The 21,309-nt window shown below is 71.9% G+C and carries 20 protein-coding genes and 1 tRNA gene; 6 read left to right on the top strand and 15 right to left on the bottom strand.

Annotation, left to right across the window (positions count from 1 at the left end; genetic code table 11):
• Window positions 1–65: 65 nt before the first annotated feature.
• Window positions 66–1,244 (bottom strand): PLP-dependent aminotransferase family protein, encoded by a 1,179-nt coding sequence (locus tag ACFYM0_RS08855; RefSeq protein ID WP_388498519.1) that lies wholly within the window; start codon window positions 1,242–1,244, stop codon window positions 66–68.
• 218 nt (window positions 1,245–1,462) lie between these two features.
• Between ACFYM0_RS08855 and ACFYM0_RS08850 the strand changes: the two genes are divergently transcribed.
• Window positions 1,463–2,308: a hypothetical protein gene (locus ACFYM0_RS08850; RefSeq protein WP_388498266.1), complete on the top strand. Its 846-nt coding sequence runs from the start codon at window positions 1,463–1,465 to the stop codon at window positions 2,306–2,308.
• Between the two features lie 238 nt (window positions 2,309–2,546).
• Here the strand turns inward: ACFYM0_RS08850 and ACFYM0_RS08845 are convergent, their stop codons facing one another.
• From ACFYM0_RS08845 to ACFYM0_RS08830, 4 genes are all read right to left on the bottom strand, one after another.
• Window positions 2,547–2,756: a DUF397 domain-containing protein gene (locus ACFYM0_RS08845; RefSeq protein WP_243341874.1), complete on the bottom strand. Its 210-nt coding sequence runs from the start codon at window positions 2,754–2,756 to the stop codon at window positions 2,547–2,549.
• Between the two features lie 184 nt (window positions 2,757–2,940).
• Entirely contained in the window at window positions 2,941–3,825 is an 885-nt protein-coding gene (locus ACFYM0_RS08840) for a helix-turn-helix domain-containing protein (RefSeq protein WP_388498263.1), read from the bottom strand.
• Window positions 3,826–4,044: 219 nt separating this feature from the next.
• The gene (locus ACFYM0_RS08835) at window positions 4,045–4,779 is read right to left on the bottom strand and encodes a GPP34 family phosphoprotein (protein ID WP_327253293.1); all 735 of its coding nucleotides are present in this window, start codon (window positions 4,777–4,779) and stop codon (window positions 4,045–4,047) included.
• A gap of 726 nt (window positions 4,780–5,505) precedes the next feature.
• Window positions 5,506–5,940, bottom strand: coding sequence for a hypothetical protein (locus ACFYM0_RS08830; protein ID WP_388498260.1), 435 nt, complete (start codon window positions 5,938–5,940; stop codon window positions 5,506–5,508).
• Window positions 5,941–6,613: 673 nt separating this feature from the next.
• Here ACFYM0_RS08830 and ACFYM0_RS08825 point away from each other — a divergent pair.
• From ACFYM0_RS08825 to ACFYM0_RS08810, 4 genes are all read left to right on the top strand, one after another.
• The gene (locus ACFYM0_RS08825; protein ID WP_388498257.1) at window positions 6,614–8,359 is read left to right on the top strand and encodes a D-alanyl-D-alanine carboxypeptidase family protein; all 1,746 of its coding nucleotides are present in this window, start codon (window positions 6,614–6,616) and stop codon (window positions 8,357–8,359) included.
• Window positions 8,360–8,521: 162 nt separating this feature from the next.
• Complete coding sequence (locus ACFYM0_RS08820) at window positions 8,522–10,435, top strand: MFS transporter (protein ID WP_388498255.1); 1,914 nt, start codon at window positions 8,522–8,524, stop codon at window positions 10,433–10,435.
• Between the two features lie 125 nt (window positions 10,436–10,560).
• Complete coding sequence (locus tag ACFYM0_RS08815; protein ID WP_388498253.1) at window positions 10,561–10,770, top strand: hypothetical protein; 210 nt, start codon at window positions 10,561–10,563, stop codon at window positions 10,768–10,770.
• A gap of 219 nt (window positions 10,771–10,989) precedes the next feature.
• Window positions 10,990–11,622 (top strand): sortase domain-bontaining protein, encoded by a 633-nt coding sequence (locus ACFYM0_RS08810; RefSeq protein WP_388498251.1) that lies wholly within the window; start codon window positions 10,990–10,992, stop codon window positions 11,620–11,622.
• A gap of 117 nt (window positions 11,623–11,739) precedes the next feature.
• Here the strand turns inward: ACFYM0_RS08810 and ACFYM0_RS08805 are convergent, their stop codons facing one another.
• The 4 genes from ACFYM0_RS08805 to ACFYM0_RS08790 form a co-directional block, all read right to left on the bottom strand.
• Window positions 11,740–12,057 carry an SCO5918 family protein gene (locus ACFYM0_RS08805; protein WP_388498250.1) on the bottom strand — a complete coding sequence of 106 codons (318 nt, stop codon included), beginning with the start codon at window positions 12,055–12,057 and terminating at the stop codon, window positions 11,740–11,742.
• Window positions 12,058–12,106: 49 nt separating this feature from the next.
• Window positions 12,107–12,511 (bottom strand): CBS domain-containing protein, encoded by a 405-nt coding sequence (locus ACFYM0_RS08800; protein WP_388498249.1) that lies wholly within the window; start codon window positions 12,509–12,511, stop codon window positions 12,107–12,109.
• 47 nt (window positions 12,512–12,558) lie between these two features.
• Window positions 12,559–14,079, bottom strand: a complete 1,521-nt coding sequence (locus ACFYM0_RS08795; protein ID WP_388498246.1) for a DEAD/DEAH box helicase — start codon at window positions 14,077–14,079, stop codon at window positions 12,559–12,561.
• A 321-nt stretch (window positions 14,080–14,400) separates the two neighbouring features.
• Complete coding sequence (locus ACFYM0_RS08790; RefSeq protein ID WP_388498244.1) at window positions 14,401–14,604, bottom strand: cold-shock protein; 204 nt, start codon at window positions 14,602–14,604, stop codon at window positions 14,401–14,403.
• 563 nt (window positions 14,605–15,167) lie between these two features.
• On the opposite strand from ACFYM0_RS08790, the gene ACFYM0_RS08785 reads away from it, so the two are divergent.
• Window positions 15,168–15,527 carry a hypothetical protein gene (locus ACFYM0_RS08785; RefSeq protein WP_388498241.1) on the top strand — a complete coding sequence of 120 codons (360 nt, stop codon included), beginning with the start codon at window positions 15,168–15,170 and terminating at the stop codon, window positions 15,525–15,527.
• A gap of 246 nt (window positions 15,528–15,773) precedes the next feature.
• On the opposite strand, the gene ACFYM0_RS08780 is transcribed toward ACFYM0_RS08785, so the two are convergent.
• The 6 genes from ACFYM0_RS08780 to ACFYM0_RS08755 form a co-directional block, all read right to left on the bottom strand.
• Window positions 15,774–15,846, bottom strand: a tRNA-Arg gene (locus tag ACFYM0_RS08780).
• A 208-nt stretch (window positions 15,847–16,054) separates the two neighbouring features.
• Window positions 16,055–16,789 carry an aspartate/glutamate racemase family protein gene (locus tag ACFYM0_RS08775; protein ID WP_388498240.1) on the bottom strand — a complete coding sequence of 245 codons (735 nt, stop codon included), beginning with the start codon at window positions 16,787–16,789 and terminating at the stop codon, window positions 16,055–16,057.
• Window positions 16,786–18,003: a DapH/DapD/GlmU-related protein gene (locus ACFYM0_RS08770; RefSeq protein ID WP_388498237.1), complete on the bottom strand. Its 1,218-nt coding sequence runs from the start codon at window positions 18,001–18,003 to the stop codon at window positions 16,786–16,788. The genes ACFYM0_RS08775 and ACFYM0_RS08770 overlap by 4 nt, the downstream gene beginning before the upstream one ends.
• A gap of 1 nt (window position 18,004) precedes the next feature.
• Complete coding sequence (locus ACFYM0_RS08765) at window positions 18,005–19,243, bottom strand: class I SAM-dependent methyltransferase (protein WP_388498235.1); 1,239 nt, start codon at window positions 19,241–19,243, stop codon at window positions 18,005–18,007.
• The gene (locus tag ACFYM0_RS08760; protein WP_388498232.1) at window positions 19,240–20,016 is read right to left on the bottom strand and encodes a YggS family pyridoxal phosphate-dependent enzyme; all 777 of its coding nucleotides are present in this window, start codon (window positions 20,014–20,016) and stop codon (window positions 19,240–19,242) included. The genes ACFYM0_RS08765 and ACFYM0_RS08760 overlap by 4 nt, the downstream gene beginning before the upstream one ends.
• The gene (locus ACFYM0_RS08755; protein ID WP_388498517.1) at window positions 20,013–21,275 is read right to left on the bottom strand and encodes a pyridoxal phosphate-dependent aminotransferase; all 1,263 of its coding nucleotides are present in this window, start codon (window positions 21,273–21,275) and stop codon (window positions 20,013–20,015) included. Before ACFYM0_RS08755 ends, ACFYM0_RS08760 begins: the two co-directional genes overlap by 4 nt.
• Window positions 21,276–21,309 lie beyond the last annotated feature (34 nt).

The raw sequence follows: 21,309 nt of genomic DNA, 5'->3' as shown, positions 1-21,309 counted from the left end.
GGCAGAGCCCTGGGAACGGTGGAAGGGCGGGTAGGGGACTGCGCCCCCGCGGGCCGACCGGGCGGCTACGCGGCCAGGCGGCGGAGGCCCTCCGCGATCTCGTCCGCCGTGTGCGTCGTGAACGACAGCCGCAGGGTCCGGGGGTCCGGGGACCGGGCGTAGAAGGGGGCCCCGGGGACGAAGGCGACCCCCCGGGAGGTGGCTGCGCGGAGCAGGGCCGTCGCGTCGTGGCCCTCGGGAAGGCGGGCCCAGACGAACATGCCGCCCTCCGGGCGGTTCCACGTGGAGCCCGCCGGGAGCGCGGCGGCCAGGCCCGACAGGAGCGCGTCGCGCCGGATCCGGTAGGCACCCCGGACCCGGGCCACGTGCGCGTCCAGATCCGCCGTCCGCAGGTACTCCGCCGCCGCCAGCTGGTCCACCGTCGAGGTGTGCAGGTCCGCCGCCTGCTTCGCGAGCACCGCCCCGCGCAGCAGCGCGGCCGGGGCGCGCAGCCAGCCGAGCCGGAGCCCGGGGGCCATCACCTTCGAGAAGCTGCCGAGCAGCGCGGTGCGGTCCTCGGCCCCCGGGTGCGCGGCGAGCCAGGGGACGTTGTGGCCCTCGTAGCGCAGGTCTCCGTACGGGTCGTCCTCCAGCAGCCACAGTCCGAGGCGGGCCGCGAGCGATGCGATCTCCGCGCGGCGGGCGGCGGGAAGGGTGCGGCCGGTCGGGTTCTGGAAGGTGGGGATCGTGTAGAGGAGTTTGGGGCGTTCGCGGGCCACGATCTCGGCCAGCGCGTCCGGGAGGATGCCCTCCTCGTCGCACGGCACGGGGATGACACGGGCGCCGGCGAGCGCGAATCCCTGGAGGGCGGCCAGGTAGGTGGGGTTCTCGACGAGCACCGCGTCGCCCGGCTCGATCAGCGCGGTCGTGATCAGGCCGAGCCCCTGCTGCGATCCGGTGGTGATCAGCAGGTCGTCCCCGGTGGTCGCCAGTCCCCGCCGGTCGAACCGGGCCGCCACGGCCGCGCGCAGTTCCGGGGCGCCCTCGGTGGTCGAGTACTGGAGGGCGCGGTGGGCGGACCGGGCGAAGGCGGAGTCGTACGCGGCCCGCAGGGCCTCGGCGTCGAAGAGTTCGGGCGCGGGCAGGCCGCCGGCGAAGGAGATCATCCCGGGCTGGGCGGTGACGGCGAGGATCTCGCGCACGGCGGACGGGGCGGTCGTACGGATGCGGGCGGCGAAGGGCGGCGGCGGAGCGGAGGTGAGCACGCCGCCGGACGCGACTGCGGCTGCGGGCGGGGAGGCGGGCGCTGAAGCGGGCACGGGGGCGGGCACGGGGGCGGGCACGGGGGCTCCTTCGGGAGGCGGGTGCGCGCATCGTAGCGGCGGGAAGGTGTAGATGGCACCTATGTATCGGATGCTGAACGTCCCACCGAACGCCCCCCAGGGGCTCCCCATCTGACGTCGCATCAGCTAGACCGTCTCCCATGACAGCAGACGAGCGGAACACCCGGGCCGACGACTACGCCGAGCTCGCCTCGGTCGGCCCCTACGGAGTCCACCCCGGCCACGCGCTGATCACCATGGTCGAGCCGCACCCGGGCCACGAGTTCGCGTACAACCGCTGGTACGAGGACGACCACTACTACGCCGGCGCCATGGCCATGCCCTGGATGTACGCCGGCCGCCGCTGGGTCGCCACCCGCGACCTCCAGGAGCTGCGCTACCCGGAGAAGTCGGCCGTCGCCCAGCCCGTGACCGCCGGGTGCTACATCTCCACGTACTGGGTCACCGAGGGCCGCTACGACGAGCACATGAAGTGGACCGTCGGCATCAACAAGCGCCTCAACCGCGACGGCCGCGTCTACCAGGACCGCACCCACGTCTTCACCGCGTTCCAGGACCACGAGGCCACCGTCTACCGGGACGGCGCCGCAGGCCCCCGGGACTTCCACGCCCTCGACCATCCGTACGGCGGGCTCGTCGTCCAGGTCGTCGACTCGGAGGGCCCGGAGCAGCGGGCCGAGCTGCTGGAGTGGCTGCGCTCGCGCGCCCTGCCGAAGCGGCTGGCCGGTTCGCCGGCCGCGATGGTCACGGTCTTCCGGCCGACGCCGCTGCCCGGGGACCGGATGACGTACGTGAAGCAGGTGGAGGGGGTCGACACCCGACTGACCCTGCTGTGGTTCCTGGAAGCCGACCCGCGCAGCTGCTGGGACCGGTTCCAGGGGCTGGACGCGGAGGTCGCGGAGTCGGGGCTGGGGCGGGTGGAGCTGGTGGCGCCCTTCATCCCGACGGTGCCGGGGACGGACCGGTACGTCGATCGACTGAGGTAGTCCGGGAGGAGTCGGGGAGGTCCTTCCGGACATGGCCGAGCCCCCTCGGCAGACGACGGCGGGCCGGTCGAGAGGGCTCCAGTCAGTGGTGCAGGTGGTGCTGGTCGTGCGTGTGGTGCTGGTCGTGCAGGTGCTGCTGGTTGTGCCGGCCGTACGGGCCGTGCTGCTCGTACGGGTCGTGCGGTGGAGCTGGTGGCGCTTGTCGTGTGACGGAGGGCTGGGAGGGTCGCCTGGACGTTCAGGCGAGGCGCCCCAGGCGGCCCTCGGTCACCTCGGCGACGAACGAGGTCCAGGAGCCGGGCGCGAAGGTGAGGGACGGGCCGTCCTGCACCTTCGAGTCACGGACCGCGATGGCCTCCATGACGGGGGACTTGACCTCGACGCAGGCGCCGTTGGCGGAGTACGAGGACTTGGTCCAGTTTTCCGTTGCACCTTGACGAATAGCCATGTTTCTCTCCGGTTCAGCGAGTGGTTCCGGTGTCATGTCGGCCATTGCTCCGGCTGACGTGATCGACGCTACCCGCAGCTCCCGGTGCGTGAAGGAAGCGTTCACCCGACCGAGTGGCATATTCCATTCAGGTCTTCTGCGCCCGGGGAGTGACGGTGTACCGTACCGGCCTTTTCGTCGGACCTCATTTCCCCTTGCCCGCGAAGTCCTCGATGATCTGCGCGATGAACTGCCTCGTCTGGTCCACATTGTGGGCCTGTGCGCGCAGATGTTCGTACATCACGCTGTATTTCTGGACGTCGTTGGCCTTCTCCAGGTACAGGTCGCTCGTCACGCCTTCGATGTAGACCACCGTCGAGTCCGAGGCGTCCGGGAATTCCAGAATGGCGTACTGGCCGTTGACGCCCGGGTGGGCTCCCATCGAGAAGGGCATCACCTGGACGGTCACATGCGGCTTCTCCGACTGCTCTATCAGGAACTCCAGCTGCCGGATCATGAGCTGCGCATCGCCCACGTGCCGCCGCAGGGCGGCCTCGTCGATGACCGCCCACAGGCGCAGCGGCCCGATCTCGGGATTGCTGTTCTCGGTCTCGGAGAGCCGCTTCTGGCGGTGCATCCGGACCTGGACGCGCTTCTCCACGTCGACGGGAGCCGTCTCCGGCCACGCGCCGCGGACCAGCGACTGGGCGTACTCCGGGGTCTGGAGCAGGCCCGGGATCACCAGGGGTTCGTAGGTGCGCAGGCTGGCGGCGTCCGTCTCCAGGCCGATGTAGACGCTGTACGGGATGTCGCCGAAGGCGTGCCACCAGCCCTGCTGGCGGGAATCCTTGGCCATTTGCATGAGGGAGTCGACGAGCCGCCTGTCTTCGACCTCGTAGACGTCGCACAGATCGCGGACGTCGCGCTGACTGATGGAACGGCGGCCGTTCTCCAGCCGGCTGATCTTCGACTGGGAGACGAGCAGGCGTTCCGCGACCTGCTCGGCCGTCATGCCTTTGTCCTCGCGCAGTTTGCGCAACTCCATGCCCAGTCGGCGGCGTCGGACGGTGGGATTGACATTGGACGCCACGTGAACGGCACCTCCGCCTTCTTCTGTTGCTGTCTCTTTGCTGTCTCTCTGCGTGTCTGCTGGTGAGCAGACTGCCACCGAAGCGTGTGGCCTCGCTGGGGAACGGGCGGGAAAAGCAAACGCGCGGGGCGACGGGGCCGGCGTACCGGCTACGTCGCCCCGCGCGCAGGCGGTTGCGATTACTGCTGTCGTGCGTGCCCTACGGGCCCCGCCGGTGGATCAGTGCGCGGCCGCGCGGGCCATCGCACCGGTCCGGCGCGGCTGCAGCGGAACGGCTGCCGCCGTTGCCCTGGCGGGCTGGGCCGGTGCCCGGTCGCGGCGCGGCTGCTGGGCCACGCCGTTCTGGACGTCCATGACGGCGTGAGCCACCAGTCCGCCCATCGGGTCGTGCCGGATCAGGTCCCGGAGCCGGGACCTGGACGACCGCCCCTCGTTGCCGGGGTACAGGTGCTTGCCGAGTCCGACCGCGTGGGCCAGTGCGGCAAGCGCCGCGGTCCGCGGGTCCGGCGGTACACCGGTGCGGATCGCACTGTCCAGCCGGCCTCGGATCTCCCGGCTGATCGCTGTGTCGGTCGCTTGGTAGCGAGTCGTCGGCAGCACCCCGCACATCTGGCCCGCGACGGCATGAACCATGCCGCAACGCTCCAGGTGAGCGAGGTAAATCTGACGGAGCCCCAGTCGGGGTCCGCCGATCCAGTGGACCGCCCGAACCGGGCTGCCGCGCCTGCGCAGCAGTTCCAGTGCGGAGTCCAGAGTCGGATCTCCTGTCGGCCGTGGCATCACCACGGCGATACGATCCCCATCAGGGGCTATCCGTCCTGCCAGAGCCAGCTCCACTAGCTGTGCCCCGGCCAGGCCGAGGTCGAGCGACTGCGGCTGCGCCGTGGTACCCGTGGCCGGGTCCAAGGCGAGCAGCAAAAGCTCCTCCGGAATCGTTCTGCGGCTCTTGCCCATCCATGCCTCCCCGCGTGGATGAGTGACAGGGTGACGCCTCTCACATTCATCTGTCGAGAGTGCCTGGCCGCTTTGTGGGGGAACCGTCAGCTATGTCGTTCTCGTCTAGCACGGGGGCGATGCCCCCTAGACGGGACACTGTTAGACATTCGGACAGCCGGACGTGAAGGCGATCGAGGAGGAACTGGTGGCGGGCGAGTCCCCCGACAAGTCGGTTGATGAAGGAACGTCGGGGACGACGGAGTCGTCCGAGGGGCGTGACCCGAGGGCTTCGCTGTTCCGCCCGAGGGACTCGGAGGACGGGTCCGCGGATCCGCTGCGCGACGCGGTGGCCGCGTGGGTGGCCACGGAGGAGCCCTCGCCCTCCGGGGATGAGCCGTCCGACGCGCCGACCGCGGATCCGGTTGCCGCTGCGGCGGGTTCGGCTCCGGGTTCGGCTCCTGACTCCTCTTCGGGGTCCGAGGGCGGCGAGTCCGCTGCCGGCGGGTCGGTCGAGAGCGAGCGCACGGCGGTGTTCCGCACCGTGACGCCCCCGCCTTCCGATTCCGCTTCTGTGCGTGCGGATGCCTCGGGCACCTCGGGTGCTCGGGTCGCAGCCGCGTCCCCGGATGGTGGGAGCGCGGCCGAGTCCCGTACCGCGACACCTCCGACAGCCGCCGACCGGCCCGCATCTTCTGGTTCCGCTTCCACGTCCGACCCCTCGGTCGCGCCCGCGGGTTCCGCTGGTCACGAGGGGGGTGACCGTACGACCTCGTTCCGTACGGCAACGCCTGCGGCCGGTACGGGCCGCCTATCCGCGGATTCCGGTTCGGGCTCCGACCGGGCGCGCGGCACCTCGGTCGCGCCCGCGGCGGACGCCGGCCCGGTCGACAGCGAGCGCACCGCGGTGTTCCGTACGGTCACTCCGCCGTCGGCTGCCACCGGTCGCCCGTCGGATTCCGCTTCGGCGCGGGCCGACGAACCCGCGCCCTCCGATGAGCCCGCCGACAGCGAGCGCACGGCAGTGTTCCGCACGACGAGCGCCCCCACTTCGGACACCCCGCCCGCCTCCGGCACTCCGGCCTCGGGCACGTCGGCGTCGCCCCCGGACCCGTCCGCCTCGGGCACGGCGGCCTCCGGTACCTCCGGCGCCGGGGCCTCCGGTGCCTCGGCCTCGGGCACGTCCGCCTCGGGTGGGTCGTCCTCGGGTGCTTCGGCCTCTGGTGCTGCGGCTTCCGGCGCTGCGGCTTCCGGTGCCTCCGGCTCGGGCGCTGGGGCGTCCTGTGCTTCGGCCCCGGGTGCATCCGCCTCTGGTGCGGCGGCTTCCGGTACCTCCGCCTCGGGTGCTTCGGCCTCCGGTGCCTCCGCCTCGGACCCGTCCGCCCCCGGCGCTTCCGCCTCGGGCCCGTCCGGCTCCGGCGCTCCCGGCTCGGGTGCTTCGGGTCGGGGGCAGGGCCCGGCCACTCCGGCCTCGGGCACCCGAGGACCTTCGGCCGCCCCGGCGGCGCCGGGTAGCCCGGCCTCTTCGGCCCCCCGGGCCTCCGCGAGTGCCCCGGCTACTTCGCCCGCCTCTGCTGCTCCGGGAACTTCGGGAGCCTCAGGCACCCCGGCGGCTCCGGCCCCCAAGGACTCCGGGAACGCTCCGGGCAACCAGACGCCCCGCGGCGGCCAGGTGCCCCCGGCGGCTCCGGGCGCCTCGGGCACCTCGGCCGCGCCGGGAACGCGGGGCCCCTCGGGCGACCAAGCGGGCTCCGGCGGGCAGACGCCTCCTCCGCGTGCGCCGGTCGGGTCCGGTGATCCGCGCACCCGCGGCGGCGCTGGAAGCGGTGAGCCCGTCGACAGTGAGCGGACCGCCGTGTTCCGGGCGGTGAAGCCCGGCTCCGGCCCCGGCACGGGGTCCGCTCCGGGCGGCCAGGCGGAGGACAGCGAGCGGACGGCGGTGTTCCGGGCGGTCAAGCCCCCGGCTCCGGCCACTCCTGCCACCCCGGCCACTCCGGCCGGCGGGGAAGCCTCCGACAGCGAGCGGACCGCCGTGTTCCGGGCCATCAAGCCCGACACCGCCACCCCGGGCGCGAGCGGCCCCGGCACGGCCCGGCAGGGCAACGGCGCCACCGGCGGGGACCGGGCGAGCACCTTCGTACCGCTGCGGAGCGACGACGTACCCGCGCGACCCGCCCCGGGCGCGCCCCCCGCCCCCGGGACTCCGAGGGGCGCGGCCGGCGCGGCGCAGGCGCAGGCTCCGGGCCGGACTCCGGTGCCCGCCGGGGTGCGGACCCCCGTGACGCACGAGTCCCCGGAGCGGACCACGCAGCAGCCGCTGCCGCCCAAGCCGCCGCTCGACATGCTGGCGGACCTCACCAACAACCCGCCCCCGCCGCCGAGCGCGGCCCGCACCGCCGTACGCCGGTTCAAGATCTACGCGCCGATCCTGGTGCTCCTCGCGGTGATCCTCGGAATCGTCCAGCTCGTGCGCCCGCTGCCCACGCCGACGCTGAAGGTGACCGCGAACACCTCGTACACCTTCGAGGGCGGCGCTCCGAACCTGCCGTGGCCGAAGGAGGGCCAGGCGGCCATGGCCGCGGCCGGCCTCGGCCCGGTCGGCAGCTTCGGCGAGCAGAAGCCCGTGGCGATCGGCAGTGTCGCCAAGGCCATGACCGCCTACGTCATCCTCAAGGACTTCCCCATGAAGAAGGGGGAGAAGGGTCAGATGATCCCCGTCGACAGGACGGCGGTCGAGGACGGCAAGAAGGAGACCGAGGGCGAGTCCACGGTCAACAACCTGAAGGAGGGCGACAAGATCTCCCAGGAGGACGCCCTCAACGCGATCATGATCCCGTCCGCCAACAACGTCGCGCGCCTGCTCGCGCGCTGGGACGGCGGGCAGGAGGCGTTCGTCAAGAAGATGAACGACACCGCCAGGGAACTCGGCATGACCAACACCACGTACACGGACCCCTCGGGTCTGGACGCGACCACGGTCAGCACCGCCGAGGACCAGGTCAAGCTCGGCCTCAAGATCGTCGAGATGCCGGAGCTGATCGCGATCACCAAGAAGCCGTACTGGATCGACCCGTCGGGCAAGAAGTGGCGGAACTACAACGACCTGGTGCCGTACAACGGCTCGCTCGGCATCAAGACAGGCTCCACCACCAAGGCCGGCGGAAACCTGCTCTTCGCCGCCCACAAGGAGGTCGGCAAGACCGACCAGCTGATCGTCGGAGCGGTCCTCGGCCAGCACGGCGTGCCGATCCTCGGCACCGCGATCGAGGCGAGCAAGGACATCATGATCGCCACGCAGAAGATGCTGAAGGCCGCGTCCGTCGTCAAGAAGGGTGCCGTCGTCGGCTACGTGGACGACGGACTCGGCACCCGGGTCCCGGTCGTGGCAACCGCCGACGTCGACGCGGTCGGCTGGCCGACCCTCACCATCTCCACCAAGCTGGCGGACGGAGCCGGCAAGCTCCCGCAGACCGCCAAGGCGGGCTCGGAGATCGGCGTGCTGACCGTCGGCGAGGGCGCCAGCCAGGTGAAGGTGCCGGTGGCGCTGCAGAGCGACCTCGTCGCACCGGGCATCGGCAAGAAGCTGACGCGCGTCGGCTGAGGCGCGGGCCGGGCGCCGGCCGACCGCCGACGCGTCGGCCGACGCCGCGCACGAGCGCGAGCGCGGAGCGGGTCCGGCGCCCCGGGGCAACCCGGGGGCGCCGGACCGCGTCTACGAACCGAGGGACGCACCCGAGGTGACCGGAGTGGGGAGTACGTCGGCGTGACCACCGCTGAGCGGCAGGAACAGGGCCGGGAACGGGTCCGGGACGAGGCTCCGCCCGGAGCGCCCGGAGCGCTGGGAGAGTCCGAAGCCCCGGGCCCGCAGGCCGGCCACGGGCCGGTCCGCCGTGCCCACCGCCGTGCCCTCGGCTGGGCCCGCCGGCACCCCGTGGCCGTGGCCACCGCGCTGGCCGGGCTGCTGCACCTGATCTGGTTCTTCGCCGTGGCCAACAGCGGCGGCGACCTGGCCGCGCAGGACGCCTGGGCGGAGTTCGTGGGCCGCCATCCGGACTCGGCGTACAACCTGGCCTGGTACGGCGGCATGCACCCGGTCTCGTACAGCGTGGTCTCGCCGTACGTGATGCACGTGCTCGGCGTCCGCACCACGATGATGATCGCCGGAACGGTCTCGGCCGGGCTGCTCGCGATGATCCTGACCCGCTGCCGAGGTGCCGTCCGCGAGCCCCTGTGGCCCGCCCTGGCCGGGGTGTACGGGCTCCTGTGCAACGCCGTGTCGGGTCGCGTCACCTTCGGTCTCGGCGCGATGTTCGCCCTCGGGGCCGTCGCCGCCGTCTTCTGCTGGCCCCGCAAATGGGCCGAGCGACGCTGGGCGAAGGCCGCCGTGGCGGCTCCGCTCGCGGCGATCGCCACCGCCTCCAGCCCGGTAGCCGGACTGTTCCTCGGGGTGATCGCGGCCGCGCTGTTCCTGAACGCCCGGCGCCCGGGCGCGTACGCCCTCGGCCTGGCCCCTGCCGCGGTGGTCGGACTGTCGTCCTGGCTGTTCCCCTTCTCGGGGACCCAGCCGATCAAGCTGATCTCGGCGGCGCTGCCGTTCGCGTGCGCGCTGGCCGCGCTGTTCCTCGTACCGAAGAGCTGGAAAACGGTCCGGACCGCGTCCGCGATCTACGCCCTCGGGGTGGCGCTGACCTGGGCGATCGACTCCCAGGTCGGTTCGAACGTGACCCGGCTGGCGATGCTGTTCGGCGCAGTGGTGCTGCTCGCGGCCCTCCCGTACGAGGCCCCGCGCACGCGCCGCTGGTACGGGCTGATCCTCGCCCTCACCGGGGTGACCGCGTGGATCACCGTCAACAGCGTCACCGACATCGTCCGCACCACCCCGCTGGCCTCCTGGAGCCGGGAACTGGCCCCGCTGGTGGACCAGCTCCAGAAGGCGGGCGCCGACCGGGGCCGCGTCGAGGTGGTCCCGGCCAGCAGCCACCGCGAGTCCTCCGCCTTCCCCGCGTACGTGAACCTCGCGCGCGGCTGGAACCGGCAGGCCGATCTGGAGCGCAACCCGGTCTTCTACGACGACACCCTGACCCCCGACAGCTACCGCGAATGGCTGGACCGCTGGGCCGTGCACTACGTGGTGCTGCCCGCCGACAAACCCGATGAGGGCGGGCGGGACGAGGCGAAGCTGGTGCGCGAGGGGCTTCCGTACCTCCAGCAGGTGTGGGGCGACGCGAACTGGCAGCTCTTCAAGGTCACGGACCCGACGAACCTGGTCGCCGGCCCCGCGACGGTGGTGCGGGCCGGCGCCGACCAGCTGGTCATCGACGTGAAGCAGGCCGGCCGGGTGATGGTGCGCATCCCGCACTCCCCGTGGCTGGGACTGGTGGACGGTGCGGGCAAGCCGGTGGAGCCGCCGCAGGAGACGGAGGCCTCCAAGGCCGCGGGGAAGGCGACGCCGAAGGGCACGGTCGCCGAGCCGAAGGTCTACGCGAACACGGCCGGGTGCCTGTTCAAGGCGGCCTCGGACGGTAGCGGGGACGAGTGGACGGAGCTGCTGGCCCCGGCGCCGGGGGAGTACCGGATCGCGGCGAAGTACCAGCTCCCGCGGGGCACCCCGTGTCCGGACGAGCTGCTCTACGAGGTGCTGGGGCCACCGGAGCGCCCGGCTCCGCCGCGTCCCTGACCGTCCCTGACCGACCTTGATCGACCATTCTTTACGTCCGGTCCGGGTGCGTTGGGCCCTTTATATGCATACGATCCCAGTAGTCCGATTGGGTGCCCCGAGTCTTTTTAGGGAGTGACGACGGGATGAGCAAAGAGCAGAAGCAGGACTTCCAGACGGCTGTCGCGAAGGCCGAGGAAGCGACCAACCTGCCCCGCGCCGTGCAACACGCGCACGGCTTCTCCGGTCCGGTCCGGAGCAAGGTCAAGGGCGGAGCGCACACGAAGGCGGAACTCAAGCGGGCCGGGACCCCGCAGGGCGACCGCATCGGCGAGCGCAGCAGGGGCCTCAGCTGAGGAGGGGCCCGAAGTCCGAGCCCTGATGTCATGACGTGGTGAGGTTGCCCTTCCGGCTCAGGCCGGAAGGGCTTTCGTCTGCCCCTTGACCGCTTCCTTCACCACTTCGCGGGGAGGCGTCCGGCCGGCTGTTACATCCCCGACGGATGACCCAGACATGACCCTCGTAACGTCGGGGTCGTCGCCACCGCAGGTGACGCCGACCCGAGGGAAACACTCATGCGCGCCACTGTCCGTACCGCCGCCGTCGCGGCGCTCGCCACCCTCACCGCGTGCGGGACCCTCACCGCGTGCGGCACCGGCACCGGTACCGGCAGCGGTGCCGGGCTGCCGCCGGACCCCAAGGTGGGCAGCACGGCGGCCCCCACCCCCGCGGGCGAGGCCGCGCCCGCTCTCCCGGGGTCGAAGCCGACCGGGATGAAGATCGACGCGGCGGGCGTGGACGCGAAGAAGATGGTCGACCTCACGGTGGACCCGGCCACGGGCGAGCTCGGCGTGCCGAACGCGGACACCGACGCGGACAACCCGGGCTGGTGGACCCAGGGCGTGACCCCGGGCGAGAAGGGGGCGGCCGTCCTCGTCGCGCACTTCGACACGAAGTACGGGCCCGCGGTGATGAAGAACGTCAAGAAGATCAAGCTCGGCGACCTGATCGAGGTGCCGCGCGAGGACGGGAAGACGGCAAGGTTCAAGATCCGCGAGATCGAGGACGTGGCCAAGAAGGACTTCCCGACCGACAAGGTCTACGGGGAAACCAACCGCCCCGAACTGCGCCTGCTGACCTGCGGCGGCGAGATCAAGAACGGCCACCGCACGAACAACGTGATCCTCTACGCCGACCTGACGGCCTGACCCACCCGGAGCCCCGCCACAAGGCCATCGCCCTGCGGGTATGCGGAAGGGCCCGATCGGCGCGTGCCGGTCGGGCCCTGTTCGCTGTTCGGGTGGCGGCGTGCGCCGGCCTGCCGGTCAGGCGGTGACGGGGGTGCCGAGCATCGCGGAGGCTCGCTGGAGCGGGCTGAGTACGCGTGTGGCGACGGCGGCCCGGGGAATGCTGCTGCCGCGGCAGGTGAAGCCGAGCTGGGTCATGGCGCGGAGGACTTCGCCGGCGCTGAAGTCGCGGCGGTCCTGGCGGGTGAGGACCTGGCCGACCTGCTTCACGGGGTAGGTGCGGCGGCCGATGATCACAGAATCACCGATGACCTGCTCGGGCTTGATGTCCTTCATGGACTCCAGGACGCCGCTCTTGGTCAAGTCGAACGGGAAGCGGGCGATGACACAGCGCATGATGCCTCACAGGGAGAAGAGGGGAACGGTCCGGCCACCCTGAGGTGGTTCAGCGGGCGAGGGCGAGGACGCCCAGAGCGCTGCCTTGTTCATCGACGACGGGCAGGGCGGCGAGCTTGCGGTAGCGCATCGCGTGCTCGGCCTCGGCCATCGTGGTCATGGGCGAGGCGAACGGCCCACGGTCGCCGAGGACATCGCGCAGCCGGAGCCGGTCGGTGTACGCGGCGCTGTCGCGGACGGTGCTGAGCCGCTCCCGCGTGATCAGCCCGGTGCAGAGGCCGTCCTCGTCGCAGACGAGCAGATGGTCCGCGCGGGAACTGGCCGTGACGGCCAGGGCCACCTCGACGGTCATGTCGTCGCAGACCTGCGGACCGGCCGCTTCCATGGCGTCGTCCACCGTCCTGCGGACGAGGTCGACGTGCGGGGAGCGGGGCTGCATCTGGACCAGCGTCAAAATCTGCCTCCTGCAGAGATGGGTCAGTTTCCGGATCACGTGGATGCTCAGGCCGCCGCATCAAAGGCGGACTGCCGCGCGCTGGCGCGCCGTGCGGCCGAGGCGGGCCCGCGGCGGCCGCGGGAGGCCGTACTGCGCTTGGCGCGTTCGACGACCGGCGCGGTGATGGTGACCGGGATGCCGGAGGGTGCTTGGGCGCCGGTGATGCGGTGCAGGGCCTCGTCGCCGGAGCGGACCTGGGTGGTCTGCGGGCTGATCCCGGCGGCTTGCATGAGGCGGGTCATGTCGCGGCGCTGGTTGGGGGTGACCAGGGTGACGACGCTGCCGGACTCGCCTGCGCGGGCGGTGCGGCCGCCGCGGTGGAGGTAGTCCTTGGGGTCGGTCGGCGGGTCCACGTTGACGACCAGGTCGAGGTTGTCGACGTGGATGCCACGGGCCGCGACGTTCGTCGCCACGAGCACGCTGACGTGCCCGGACTTGAACTGCGTGAGGGTACGGGTCCGCTGCGGCTGCGACTTCCCGCCGTGCAGCGCCGCGGCGCGCACCCCGTTGCTCAGCAGGTGCTCGGTCAGCCTGTCCACGCCGTGCTTGGTGTCCAGGAACATGATCACGCGGCCCTCGCGGGCGGCGATCTCGGTCGTGGCGGCCTGCTTGTCGAAGTTCTGCACGTGCAGGACGTGGTGCTCCATCGTGGTCACCGCGCCCTGCGAGGGGTCGACGGAGTGCACGACGGGGTCGGTCAGGTAGCGGCGGACCAGCAGGTCGACGTTGCGGTCGAGGGTGGCGGAGAACAGCATCCGCTGGCCCTCGGGACGCACCTGGTCGAGGAGCGCGGTGACCTGCGGCATGAAGCCCATGTCCGCCATCTGGTCGGCCTCGTCGAGGACGGTGATCGCGACCTGGTTCAGCCGGCAGTCACCACGGTCGATGAGGTCCTTGAGCCGGCCGGGCGTGGCAACGACCACTTCGGCCCCGGCGCGCAGCGCCTGTGCCTGCCGGTAGATGGGCATGCCGCCCACCACGGTGGCCAGGCGCAGCTTGACCGCCCGGGCGTACGGGGTGAGCGCGGCCGTGACCTGCTGGGCGAGTTCGCGCGTCGGTACGAGGACCAGTGCGAGCGGCTGGCCCGACTCGGCGCTCTGGCCGGCCGTACGGGCCAGCAGGGCGAGGCCGAAGGCGAGGGTCTTGCCCGAGCCGGTGCGGCCGCGTCCCAGGACGTCGCGGCCCGCGAGGGTGTTGGGCAGCGTGGCCGCCTGGATCGGGAACGGCGTGGCCATGCCCTCACGGGTGAGCGTGGCGAGCAGCTGGGCCGGCATGGCCAGGTCGGCGAACGCCTCGACAGCGGGCAGCGCGGGAGTGATCGTCTTCGGCGGCGCGAACTCGCCCTGCACCGCAGCGGGCCGACGACCGTAGCCGCCCGAGCGGCTCGGGGCTCCGGAGCGGCCCTGGGGTGATGAGCCGAAGCGGCTGCCCCGGCCCGAACCGGAGCCGGATCCGGCGCCGAAAGCCGGGCCGCCGGTGTGGCTGCGGGAGCGAGAAGAGCGCTCGTTCGTACGTGTGGGGTTCATGCGGAACCTTCCTTGATACGGCACGCATCAAGGAATTCCCGCAGCGTATGAGCGGCGCAGGGAATTGCGAGAACGGGCCGAATGGAATGTGAAAGCAGATCTGGCAGACAGGGAATCTGTACGGGCTCAGACGCTGGAAAAAGGTGGCGCCATGCGGGCGCGGCAACCAAAAACAATCCACTCGGGTTCGGCTCCGAAAGGGCCGGTCGGCCGAGTGTCTCCACGATCGATACCGCGGGTGAACCCACCGCGGGAAATGCGTGCAGCTGGGGCCCGCACCCCGAGGGATGCGGGCCCCAGCTGCAGAATGCGTGTCAGCGCTTAGGCGGGAACGATGTTCTCGGCCGTCGGGCCCTTCTGGCCCTGCGCGATGTCGAAGGTGACCTTCTGGCCCTCGTTCAGCTCGCGGAAGCCCTGGGTGGCGATGTTCGAGTAGTGGGCGAACACGTCAGCGCCGCCACCGTCCTGCTCGATGAAGCCAAAACCCTTTTCCGCGTTGAACCACTTCACGGTACCAGCAGCCATGTCATATCTCCTTTGGGGCAATACATCGGCGACTGCACTGTGCGGACGCCGTGTCGCCGCGATGATGCCCCGCCCGGCAAAAGACCGGGAAATACAAAGCGCTTCCAGTGGAACGAATTCCGGCTGGAGGCGCTTGAAGTTCTTGGGTACCAAAACTGCAACCGAGATCGACAGTAGCACGCTGCAGCGGCCTGTGTGCGGCAAATATTTCCGGCCGCCGTGTTGCGGTAGAAACTCTCCCCACTGGATCCATTAAATTCTCAGACCGTGGCGACAGATATTGATTCGCCCTGACCGCAGTGTTTTTTGGTTGTTCGCCGCCGACTGCAGGAGGTGGCGGCGAAGTCGGCTGGTGGAGACGTGGTCGGGACAGGCTCCGACGTTGCGGACCGTGGGAGGGTCCTCGCGCTGACGAAGTCCTGTACGGCAGCGCACGCGCCTCGGGAGGGGCTCGACCACCGGCGCCACTGGCGGTTCGGAGCCGCGACAGCGGCCGCCCCGGCGGGCGCGATCGCGCGCAGGCTTTGCCCGCCGGGGCGCGGTGGAGAATAGAATCGACTTCCATGTCGAAGCCTGACGAGCTGCTCGTGAACGTCGCCGCCCTGGTGGAGTCCGGGCAGAGCAACCAGATGTCCCTGACCGTGGTCACCGGCGGTGCTGTCATCACCGGCCGGCTCGCCCCCGAAGCCGTGTGGAGAGAACGGGTGTCGGAGGTGCTGACGGATTCCGCCCGCCTGAGCGAGTTCTCCGCCATCTTCACTGCCACGACACCCGCGGAGGGGCCGCCCACACATCTGCACTTCCATGTGGCGCGGATCCTGCAGGGAACCGTGGGCATCCCGGAGACGGGCGGGATGTACCGCATCTCGATCAAGGACGTCAGCGCCTGGACCGTGGGCGACTTCAGCTACTCCGACGGCTGACCCGCGACTACGGCGAGAACCCGCCCGCAGGACTGAGGGCCCGACCGGTGCATCGGGTCGGGCCTTCACCGCCGTAGGGGAGTACCGGATCAGGCGGCGAGCTGGGGTCGGCGCAGTTCCGCCTGGCCGAAGAGGAGGGCGTAGCCACCGGTACGTCCGCTCACGCAAACGGCCCCGGACGCGGAGTCCGGGGCCGAATAGAGCGCCTCACTGGGGAGAAACCCCAGGTCAGCGGCTTACAGGTTGTGCCCTCGGCAGGATTCGAACCTGCGACACCCGCTTTAGGAGAGCGGTGCTCTATCCCCTGAGCTACGAAGGCGGGCCCTGCGTGAACGTGGCTGGATGCTCTGCGTGAGAGCCCGGCTCGCCTCGGCAAGGTCCTGGGCTGCCACAAGGGCAGCCCAGGGACAGGGTAGCGGATCAGTGGGGGGCTTCGCGGCTCGGTTCTCGGGGGACGGGGTGAGGCCTTCCCAGGTCGCGCTGGTGGCGTTCCGGGTGAGGAGGAGGCGGGGCGAGGGAGGCGGTCGTCACCCGGGCGGGTCGGCCTTGAGGGAGGCGTTGACCAACGCGTCGACGTGGGCCTCGACGGTGTCGACCAGCTCCCGTGCGGCGCGTTCGGCCGGGGTCAGCAGCAGGCCGAGTTCCGTGCAGGCGAGGACCACGCCGTCGACGCCGTCGGCGCACAGCCGGGCCCGCAGGTCGCGGAACGCCGCTGCGCCCGGGGCGCTGACGGTGCCCAGGCACAGCTCCTCGTAGATGAGGCGGTCGATCAGCGCCTGGTCCCCGGGGGCGGGCAGTACCGGTTCGATGCCCCGGGCGGTCAGGGCGCGCGCGAACTGGCCGCCCTCGGCGGTGAAGCGGGTCCCCAGCACCGCGGCGCGGGTGATGCCGCGCCCGCGGGCGGCCTCCGCCGTCACCTCCACGATGTCGATCAGCGGCAGGCTGCCGGCGGCCCGTACGGCGTCGGCCACCCGGTGCATGGTGTTGCAGGCGATCGCCAGCAGGTCCGCGCCCGCCGCCTCCAGCCGTCGGGCTCCGAGGGCGAGCAGCTCTCCCGCTCCCTGCCAGTCCTCGGCCAACTGCCGCTCTTCCACTTCGGCATAGTCCTGGGACCAGATCACGATGCGCGCGGAGTGCGAACCGCCGAGTCGGCCGGCGACCGCCTCGTTGATCGCCCGGTAGTAGGTGATCGTGGAGGGCCAGCTCATGCCGCCGAGCAGGCCGATGACTGCGGGCTCCCGCCGGGATTCGACGGACGTCATGCGGCAGCACCCCTGAGCCGGGCGAACGCGCCGGGTTCGATCGAGGAGAAGCCGCGGTCGTCCCCGCACGGCATCGCGTGCCGTCGCAGTTGGTCACGCAGGTCCTCGATGACCGGCGAGGTGTGGCCCGACAACTGCCCGGTGCGCAGCTCGAACAGGGCGACCGGGCCGTCGGGCCGCACCGTGGCACCGCTGTCGGTCAGCGTGATGATCGCGAGGGCCTCTCCCTCGGGCGGGGCGGCCGGCGGGGCGGCGGGCCCGTCGGCGCCGGGGGCGAGCAAGAGCACCCGGGTGCGGTGGGAGCCGTCCGGCAGGCTGACGGTCAGTCCGGCCAGGGCGTCGGGGCACTCCTGCCACTGGACCCGGCACCCCTTCCAGTCGAGCTCGGTGCGCCAGGCGCGCAGCACCTCCAGGACGGCGTCATGAGCCTGCCGGTCGGCTACGGGGCTCAGGTCGAGCTGTCGCTTCACCCGGGCGGGAACTCCGCCCGCCAGCACGCCGGCGGGAATCGGGGCGGTGACGACCGAGCCGGCCGCCACCACGGTGCCGTCCCCGATGTGGGCGCCGGGCAGCAGGGTGACGTGGTAGCCGAGCCAGACGTCGCGTCCGATGCGGACCGGGGCGTAGGCGGGTTGGGTGCCGTTGAGGGGGCCGTGCCCGAAGTGGTAGCCGTGTGTCCAGACGGCCAGGTAGGACCCGGTGCCGACGCCGTCGCCGACCGTGATCTCGTGGTTCGCGTTCAGGATGGTGTGCTGGCCGATCGTCACCCGGTTGCCGATCTCGACCCGGGCGGTGGAGGTCGTCGTCCCGCCGTAGCCGACGCGTGCGCCGTCGCCGAAGTAGAACAGCCGTCCGGCGACGAAGTCACGGCACAGCACCTGCGCGTCAGGGCCGATGCGCGCGGCAGCGCCGAGCACGAAGCGCTCGGCGACCAGCACCCGGACCCGGGGGCCGACCTCCGAGCCGGCGCCGACGTGCAGTGCTGCGGCGCGCAGATCGGCGCCGTCCCCGATGGTCGTCCGGTCGCCCAGCACCACGTCGTCACCCACGATGGTGGCGCCGGCGCCGATGCTGACGCCTTCGCCGACGGTCAGCCGCCGGGCATGGATACGGACTCCAGGGCCTGCCGTGCAGGAGTCCGGGAGGCTCGTGAGCGGGACGACGGGGATGGGCGGGGTCAGCGGCAGGGTGTCGGGCGGGGGAGTGGGGCTCATCTCAGATCCAGCTTTCAGGGAGGTCCAGGAACACGCGCCGGGCGGCGAGGCGGGCGACTTCGGGATCGCGGCCGACGAGGCCCGCGCGCGCTGCGGTCACCGTCGCCTCGTCGGGCCTGGCGAGGTCGCGGAGATAGGACCAGCCGTCGGTGAACTCGCGGGCGAACTTCTCGTCGGGCCAGCGCGGCCCGTCGTCGCCGAGGAGCGGATTGACGGTCAGCGGGCGTCCGGGCAGCGGGCCGGTGAGCCGTCCGGGCACCGGGTCGGTGGGCTTCCCGGGCGCCGCCGGCGAGCCGGTCGTGCGGCAGGCGAAGGCCAGTGCCGCCACCTCGCGCAACCCCTCGGCGCTCTGCGGGGACGCCGCTCTCCCGTCGAGCGCCGCGGTGGTGAGTGCGGCGTCGTCGTAGCAGAGGTCCGGGTCCACGGTGGCGGTGTAGCCGTCGGTGGGCAGCGGCAGCCCTGCGGAGAAGTTGTCGTGGGAGGCGTTGTGGACGTGCCCCAGCAGCACCGGTCCGGTGCCGCCGATCCGCAGCAGCTCGTCCAGGACGTGCTTCTTGTCGCGGAAGTAGTGGAAGCTGTCGTGGCTCAGGGCGACTTCGGCCGAGCCGTCGGCGATCGGGAAGGAACCCTCGGCGTCGAAGCAGACCAGGTGGGCCTGGGGAGCGACGAAGACCCGGGCGAGCCATAGATGGGAGAACACCAGGTCGGATCCGATCGCGGGCCCCGAGCGCTCCAGCCAGGTGCGCAGGAAGTGGCCCGCCCCGCAACCGACTTCGAAGAGGGTGCCGCCGGCCGGAGCGTGCTCCTCCAGCAGGGCGAGCCCGCTCAGATAGGTCGGCTGGCACCAGCGGTGCAGGAAGTAGGGGGCGAGGCCGCCGTAGCCGAGTGCGGCCATCGCCTCGGCGGCGGTCCCCGCGCCGTCGACCAGCGCGCGCACCGCCGCGGGGTCGGCCGGCGGGATGGTGTCGTCCTTGCGGTCGCACAGCAGCATGGCCAGCGCGCCGGGCAGGTCGCCGGCGCGGATGGCGGCGACGGCTGCGGCGCGCAGGGAGTCCCGTCCCAGGCGCAGGTAGGGGATGCCCTCCAGGCAGGGCCAGAGCGACTCGCCGTCGGTGAGGACGTACGGCTCCGCCCAGTGCAGCTCGCCGCCCGTGCTGGGGCTGCGCAGCAACGTGCGGAAGGACTCGGCCAGTTGTGCAGGTGCGGCAGGTGTGGGAGGTGTGGCAGATCGGCGGGTCATGCGCTCATCTCCGGCACGGGTGCGGGTGCGGAGGCGGGCACCGAGTAGTCGCGTCCGCCGAGCAGCGCGGAGCCCACCCGCAGGTGGGTCGCGCCGGCGGCGACGGCCGCCTCCAGGTCGCCGCTCATGCCGGCGGAGATCGCGGTGGCCTGCGGATGGTCGGCTCTCAGTCGCTCCGAGAGTTCCCTCAGCCGCTCGAATGAGGCGCGCGCCGACCGGCCCAGCGGTGGCACCGCCATGACTCCTGCCAGTTCCAGGCCGGGAGCCGATGCCAACGCCTCTGCCAACAGCGGGAGTTCGCCGGTCGGTACTCCGCCGCGGCGCGGATCCGCGTCGAGGCTGATCTGGATCAGGCAGGGGAGCGTCCGCCCGGCGGCCAGCGCCGCCCGTGAGAGCGCGGCCACCAGCGTCGGACGGTCGACGGAGTGCACGAGGTCGGCATACCGGGCCACCGACGCGGCCTTGTTGCGCTGGAGCGTGCCGACGAAGTGCCAGTGCAGCGGCTCGGCGAGGTCGGCGCAGTCCGCTGCCTTGGCCGCCGCTTCGCGGTCCTGGTTCTCGCCCGCGTGACGGACCCCGAGCCCGTGCAGCAGGCGGACGTCCGAGGCGGGCCAGGTCTTGGTGACGGCCACCACGGTGATGTCGCGCGGATCGCGGGCGCAGTCGGCCGCTGCGGCCTCGACCCGCGCGGTGACGGCCCGCAGGTTGGCGGCCAGCTCGGCTTGGCGAGCGTCGGGCTGACTGCCCGGGGAACGGTCGGCCGTTGTCGTCACGAACTCGCTTCTTCCGTAGGGAGGATGGATGCGATGGATGCGATGGATGAGAAAGGTGCGGTGGATGCGGGAGGGCTGCCGCTGCGCAGGGCGGCCAGTCGGCCGAGCGCCTCGTCGAGTACCGCCTGTTGTTTGCAGAAGGCGAACCGGACGTAGGGCCGGCCGGCTGCCGGATCCGCGTAGAACACCTGGTTGGGGACGGCCGCCACCCCGCAGCGGGCGGGCAGCGAGCGGCAGAAGGCCAGGCCGTCGGCCTCCCCGAGCGGGCGGATGTCGGCCGTCACGAAGTACGTGCCCTGCGGGACGTGGACGGCGAAGCCGATGTCCCGCAGTCCGGCGACGAACCGGTCGCGGCGCTCCCGCAACGAGTCGCGCAGGGCCGTGATCCGGACGGGCGGCAGCCTCAGGGCCTCGGCCACGGCGTGCTGGAAGGGGGTGCCGGAGCTGAACGACAGGTACTGCTTGACCGCGGTGACCGCCTCGACCAGGTCCGCGGGGCCGGTGGCCCAGCCGACCTTCCACCCGGTGAAGGAGAAGGTCTTGCCGGCCGAGCCGATGGTCAGGGTCCGCTCGGCCATGCCCGGCAGCGTCGCGATGGGCAGGTGCGGCCCCTCGTAGACCAGGTGCTCGTAGACCTCGTCGGCGATGACCAGCAGGTCGTGGGCACGGGCCGTCTCGGCGATCTGCCGCAGGGACTCCGGCGGCAGAACGGTCCCGGTCGGATTGTGCGGCGTGTTGAGGAGCAGCACCTTCGTCCGGGGAGTCACGGCCGCCCGCAGCGCGGCCGGATCGAACGTGAACGCGGGCGGGGTGAGCCGCACGGGCACCAGGGTGGCCCCGGCCAGCTCCACGCACGCGGCGTAGGAGTCGTAGTACGGCTCCAGGACGATCACCTCGTCGCCCGGCCCGACCAGGGCGAGCAGCGCCGCCGCCAGTGCCTCGGACGCGCCGGTGGTGACCACCACCTCGCGTGCGGGGTCCCACTCGATTCCGTACCAGCCGCGCTGGTGTGCGGCGATGGCCTCGCGCAGCGCGGGGAGCCCGGGCACCGGCGGGTACTGGTGGTGCCCGGCGCGCAGGGCGGCCACGGCGGAGTCGACGACGACGGACGGTCCCGGTGTGTCGGGGAAGCCCTGCCCCAGGTTGATCGCGCCGTGCAGGCCGGCGAGTTGCGACATCTGCGTGAAGACGGTGGGGCCGGCGTCGCGCAGCCGGACCCGGGCCCGGCGGGGGCCGGCCGACACGGGGACGGCCGGCATGGGTCCCGCCGTCACCGGTACGGCCGACACGGGG

Origin of the sequence: Streptomyces sp. NPDC006487 (assembly GCF_042870555.1) — a bacterium.
Taxonomy (GTDB): Bacteria; Actinomycetota; Actinomycetes; order Streptomycetales; family Streptomycetaceae; genus Streptomyces.
The sequence above is the reverse complement of the archived record's forward strand: the minus strand, read 5'-3'. Positions and strand labels throughout refer to the sequence as shown.

Excerpts from the sequence above, each read along its gene's own strand:
- ACFYM0_RS08765 (WP_388498235.1), bottom strand. The coding sequence starts at position 19,243 with ATGACCCGCCGATCTGCCACACCTCCCACACCTGCCGCACCTGCACAA.
- ACFYM0_RS08775 (WP_388498240.1), bottom strand. The coding sequence starts at position 16,789 with ATGACGTCCGTCGAATCCCGGCGGGAGCCCGCAGTCATCGGCCTGCTC.
- ACFYM0_RS08815 (WP_388498253.1), top strand. The coding sequence starts at position 10,561 with ATGAGCAAAGAGCAGAAGCAGGACTTCCAGACGGCTGTCGCGAAGGCC.
- ACFYM0_RS08810 (WP_388498251.1), top strand. The coding sequence starts at position 10,990 with ATGCGCGCCACTGTCCGTACCGCCGCCGTCGCGGCGCTCGCCACCCTC.
- ACFYM0_RS08770 (WP_388498237.1), bottom strand. The coding sequence starts at position 18,003 with ATGAGCCCCACTCCCCCGCCCGACACCCTGCCGCTGACCCCGCCCATC.
- ACFYM0_RS08790 (WP_388498244.1), bottom strand. The coding sequence starts at position 14,604 with ATGGCTGCTGGTACCGTGAAGTGGTTCAACGCGGAAAAGGGTTTTGGC.
- ACFYM0_RS08805 (WP_388498250.1), bottom strand. The coding sequence starts at position 12,057 with ATGCGCTGTGTCATCGCCCGCTTCCCGTTCGACTTGACCAAGAGCGGC.
- ACFYM0_RS08755 (WP_388498517.1), bottom strand. The coding sequence starts at position 21,275 with ATGCCGGCCGTCCCCGTGTCGGCCGGCCCCCGCCGGGCCCGGGTCCGG.
- ACFYM0_RS08785 (WP_388498241.1), top strand. The coding sequence starts at position 15,168 with ATGTCGAAGCCTGACGAGCTGCTCGTGAACGTCGCCGCCCTGGTGGAG.
- ACFYM0_RS08850 (WP_388498266.1), top strand. The coding sequence starts at position 1,463 with ATGACAGCAGACGAGCGGAACACCCGGGCCGACGACTACGCCGAGCTC.
- ACFYM0_RS08795 (WP_388498246.1), bottom strand. The coding sequence starts at position 14,079 with ATGAACCCCACACGTACGAACGAGCGCTCTTCTCGCTCCCGCAGCCAC.
- ACFYM0_RS08835 (WP_327253293.1), bottom strand. The coding sequence starts at position 4,779 with ATGGGCAAGAGCCGCAGAACGATTCCGGAGGAGCTTTTGCTGCTCGCC.
- ACFYM0_RS08845 (WP_243341874.1), bottom strand. The coding sequence starts at position 2,756 with ATGGCTATTCGTCAAGGTGCAACGGAAAACTGGACCAAGTCCTCGTAC.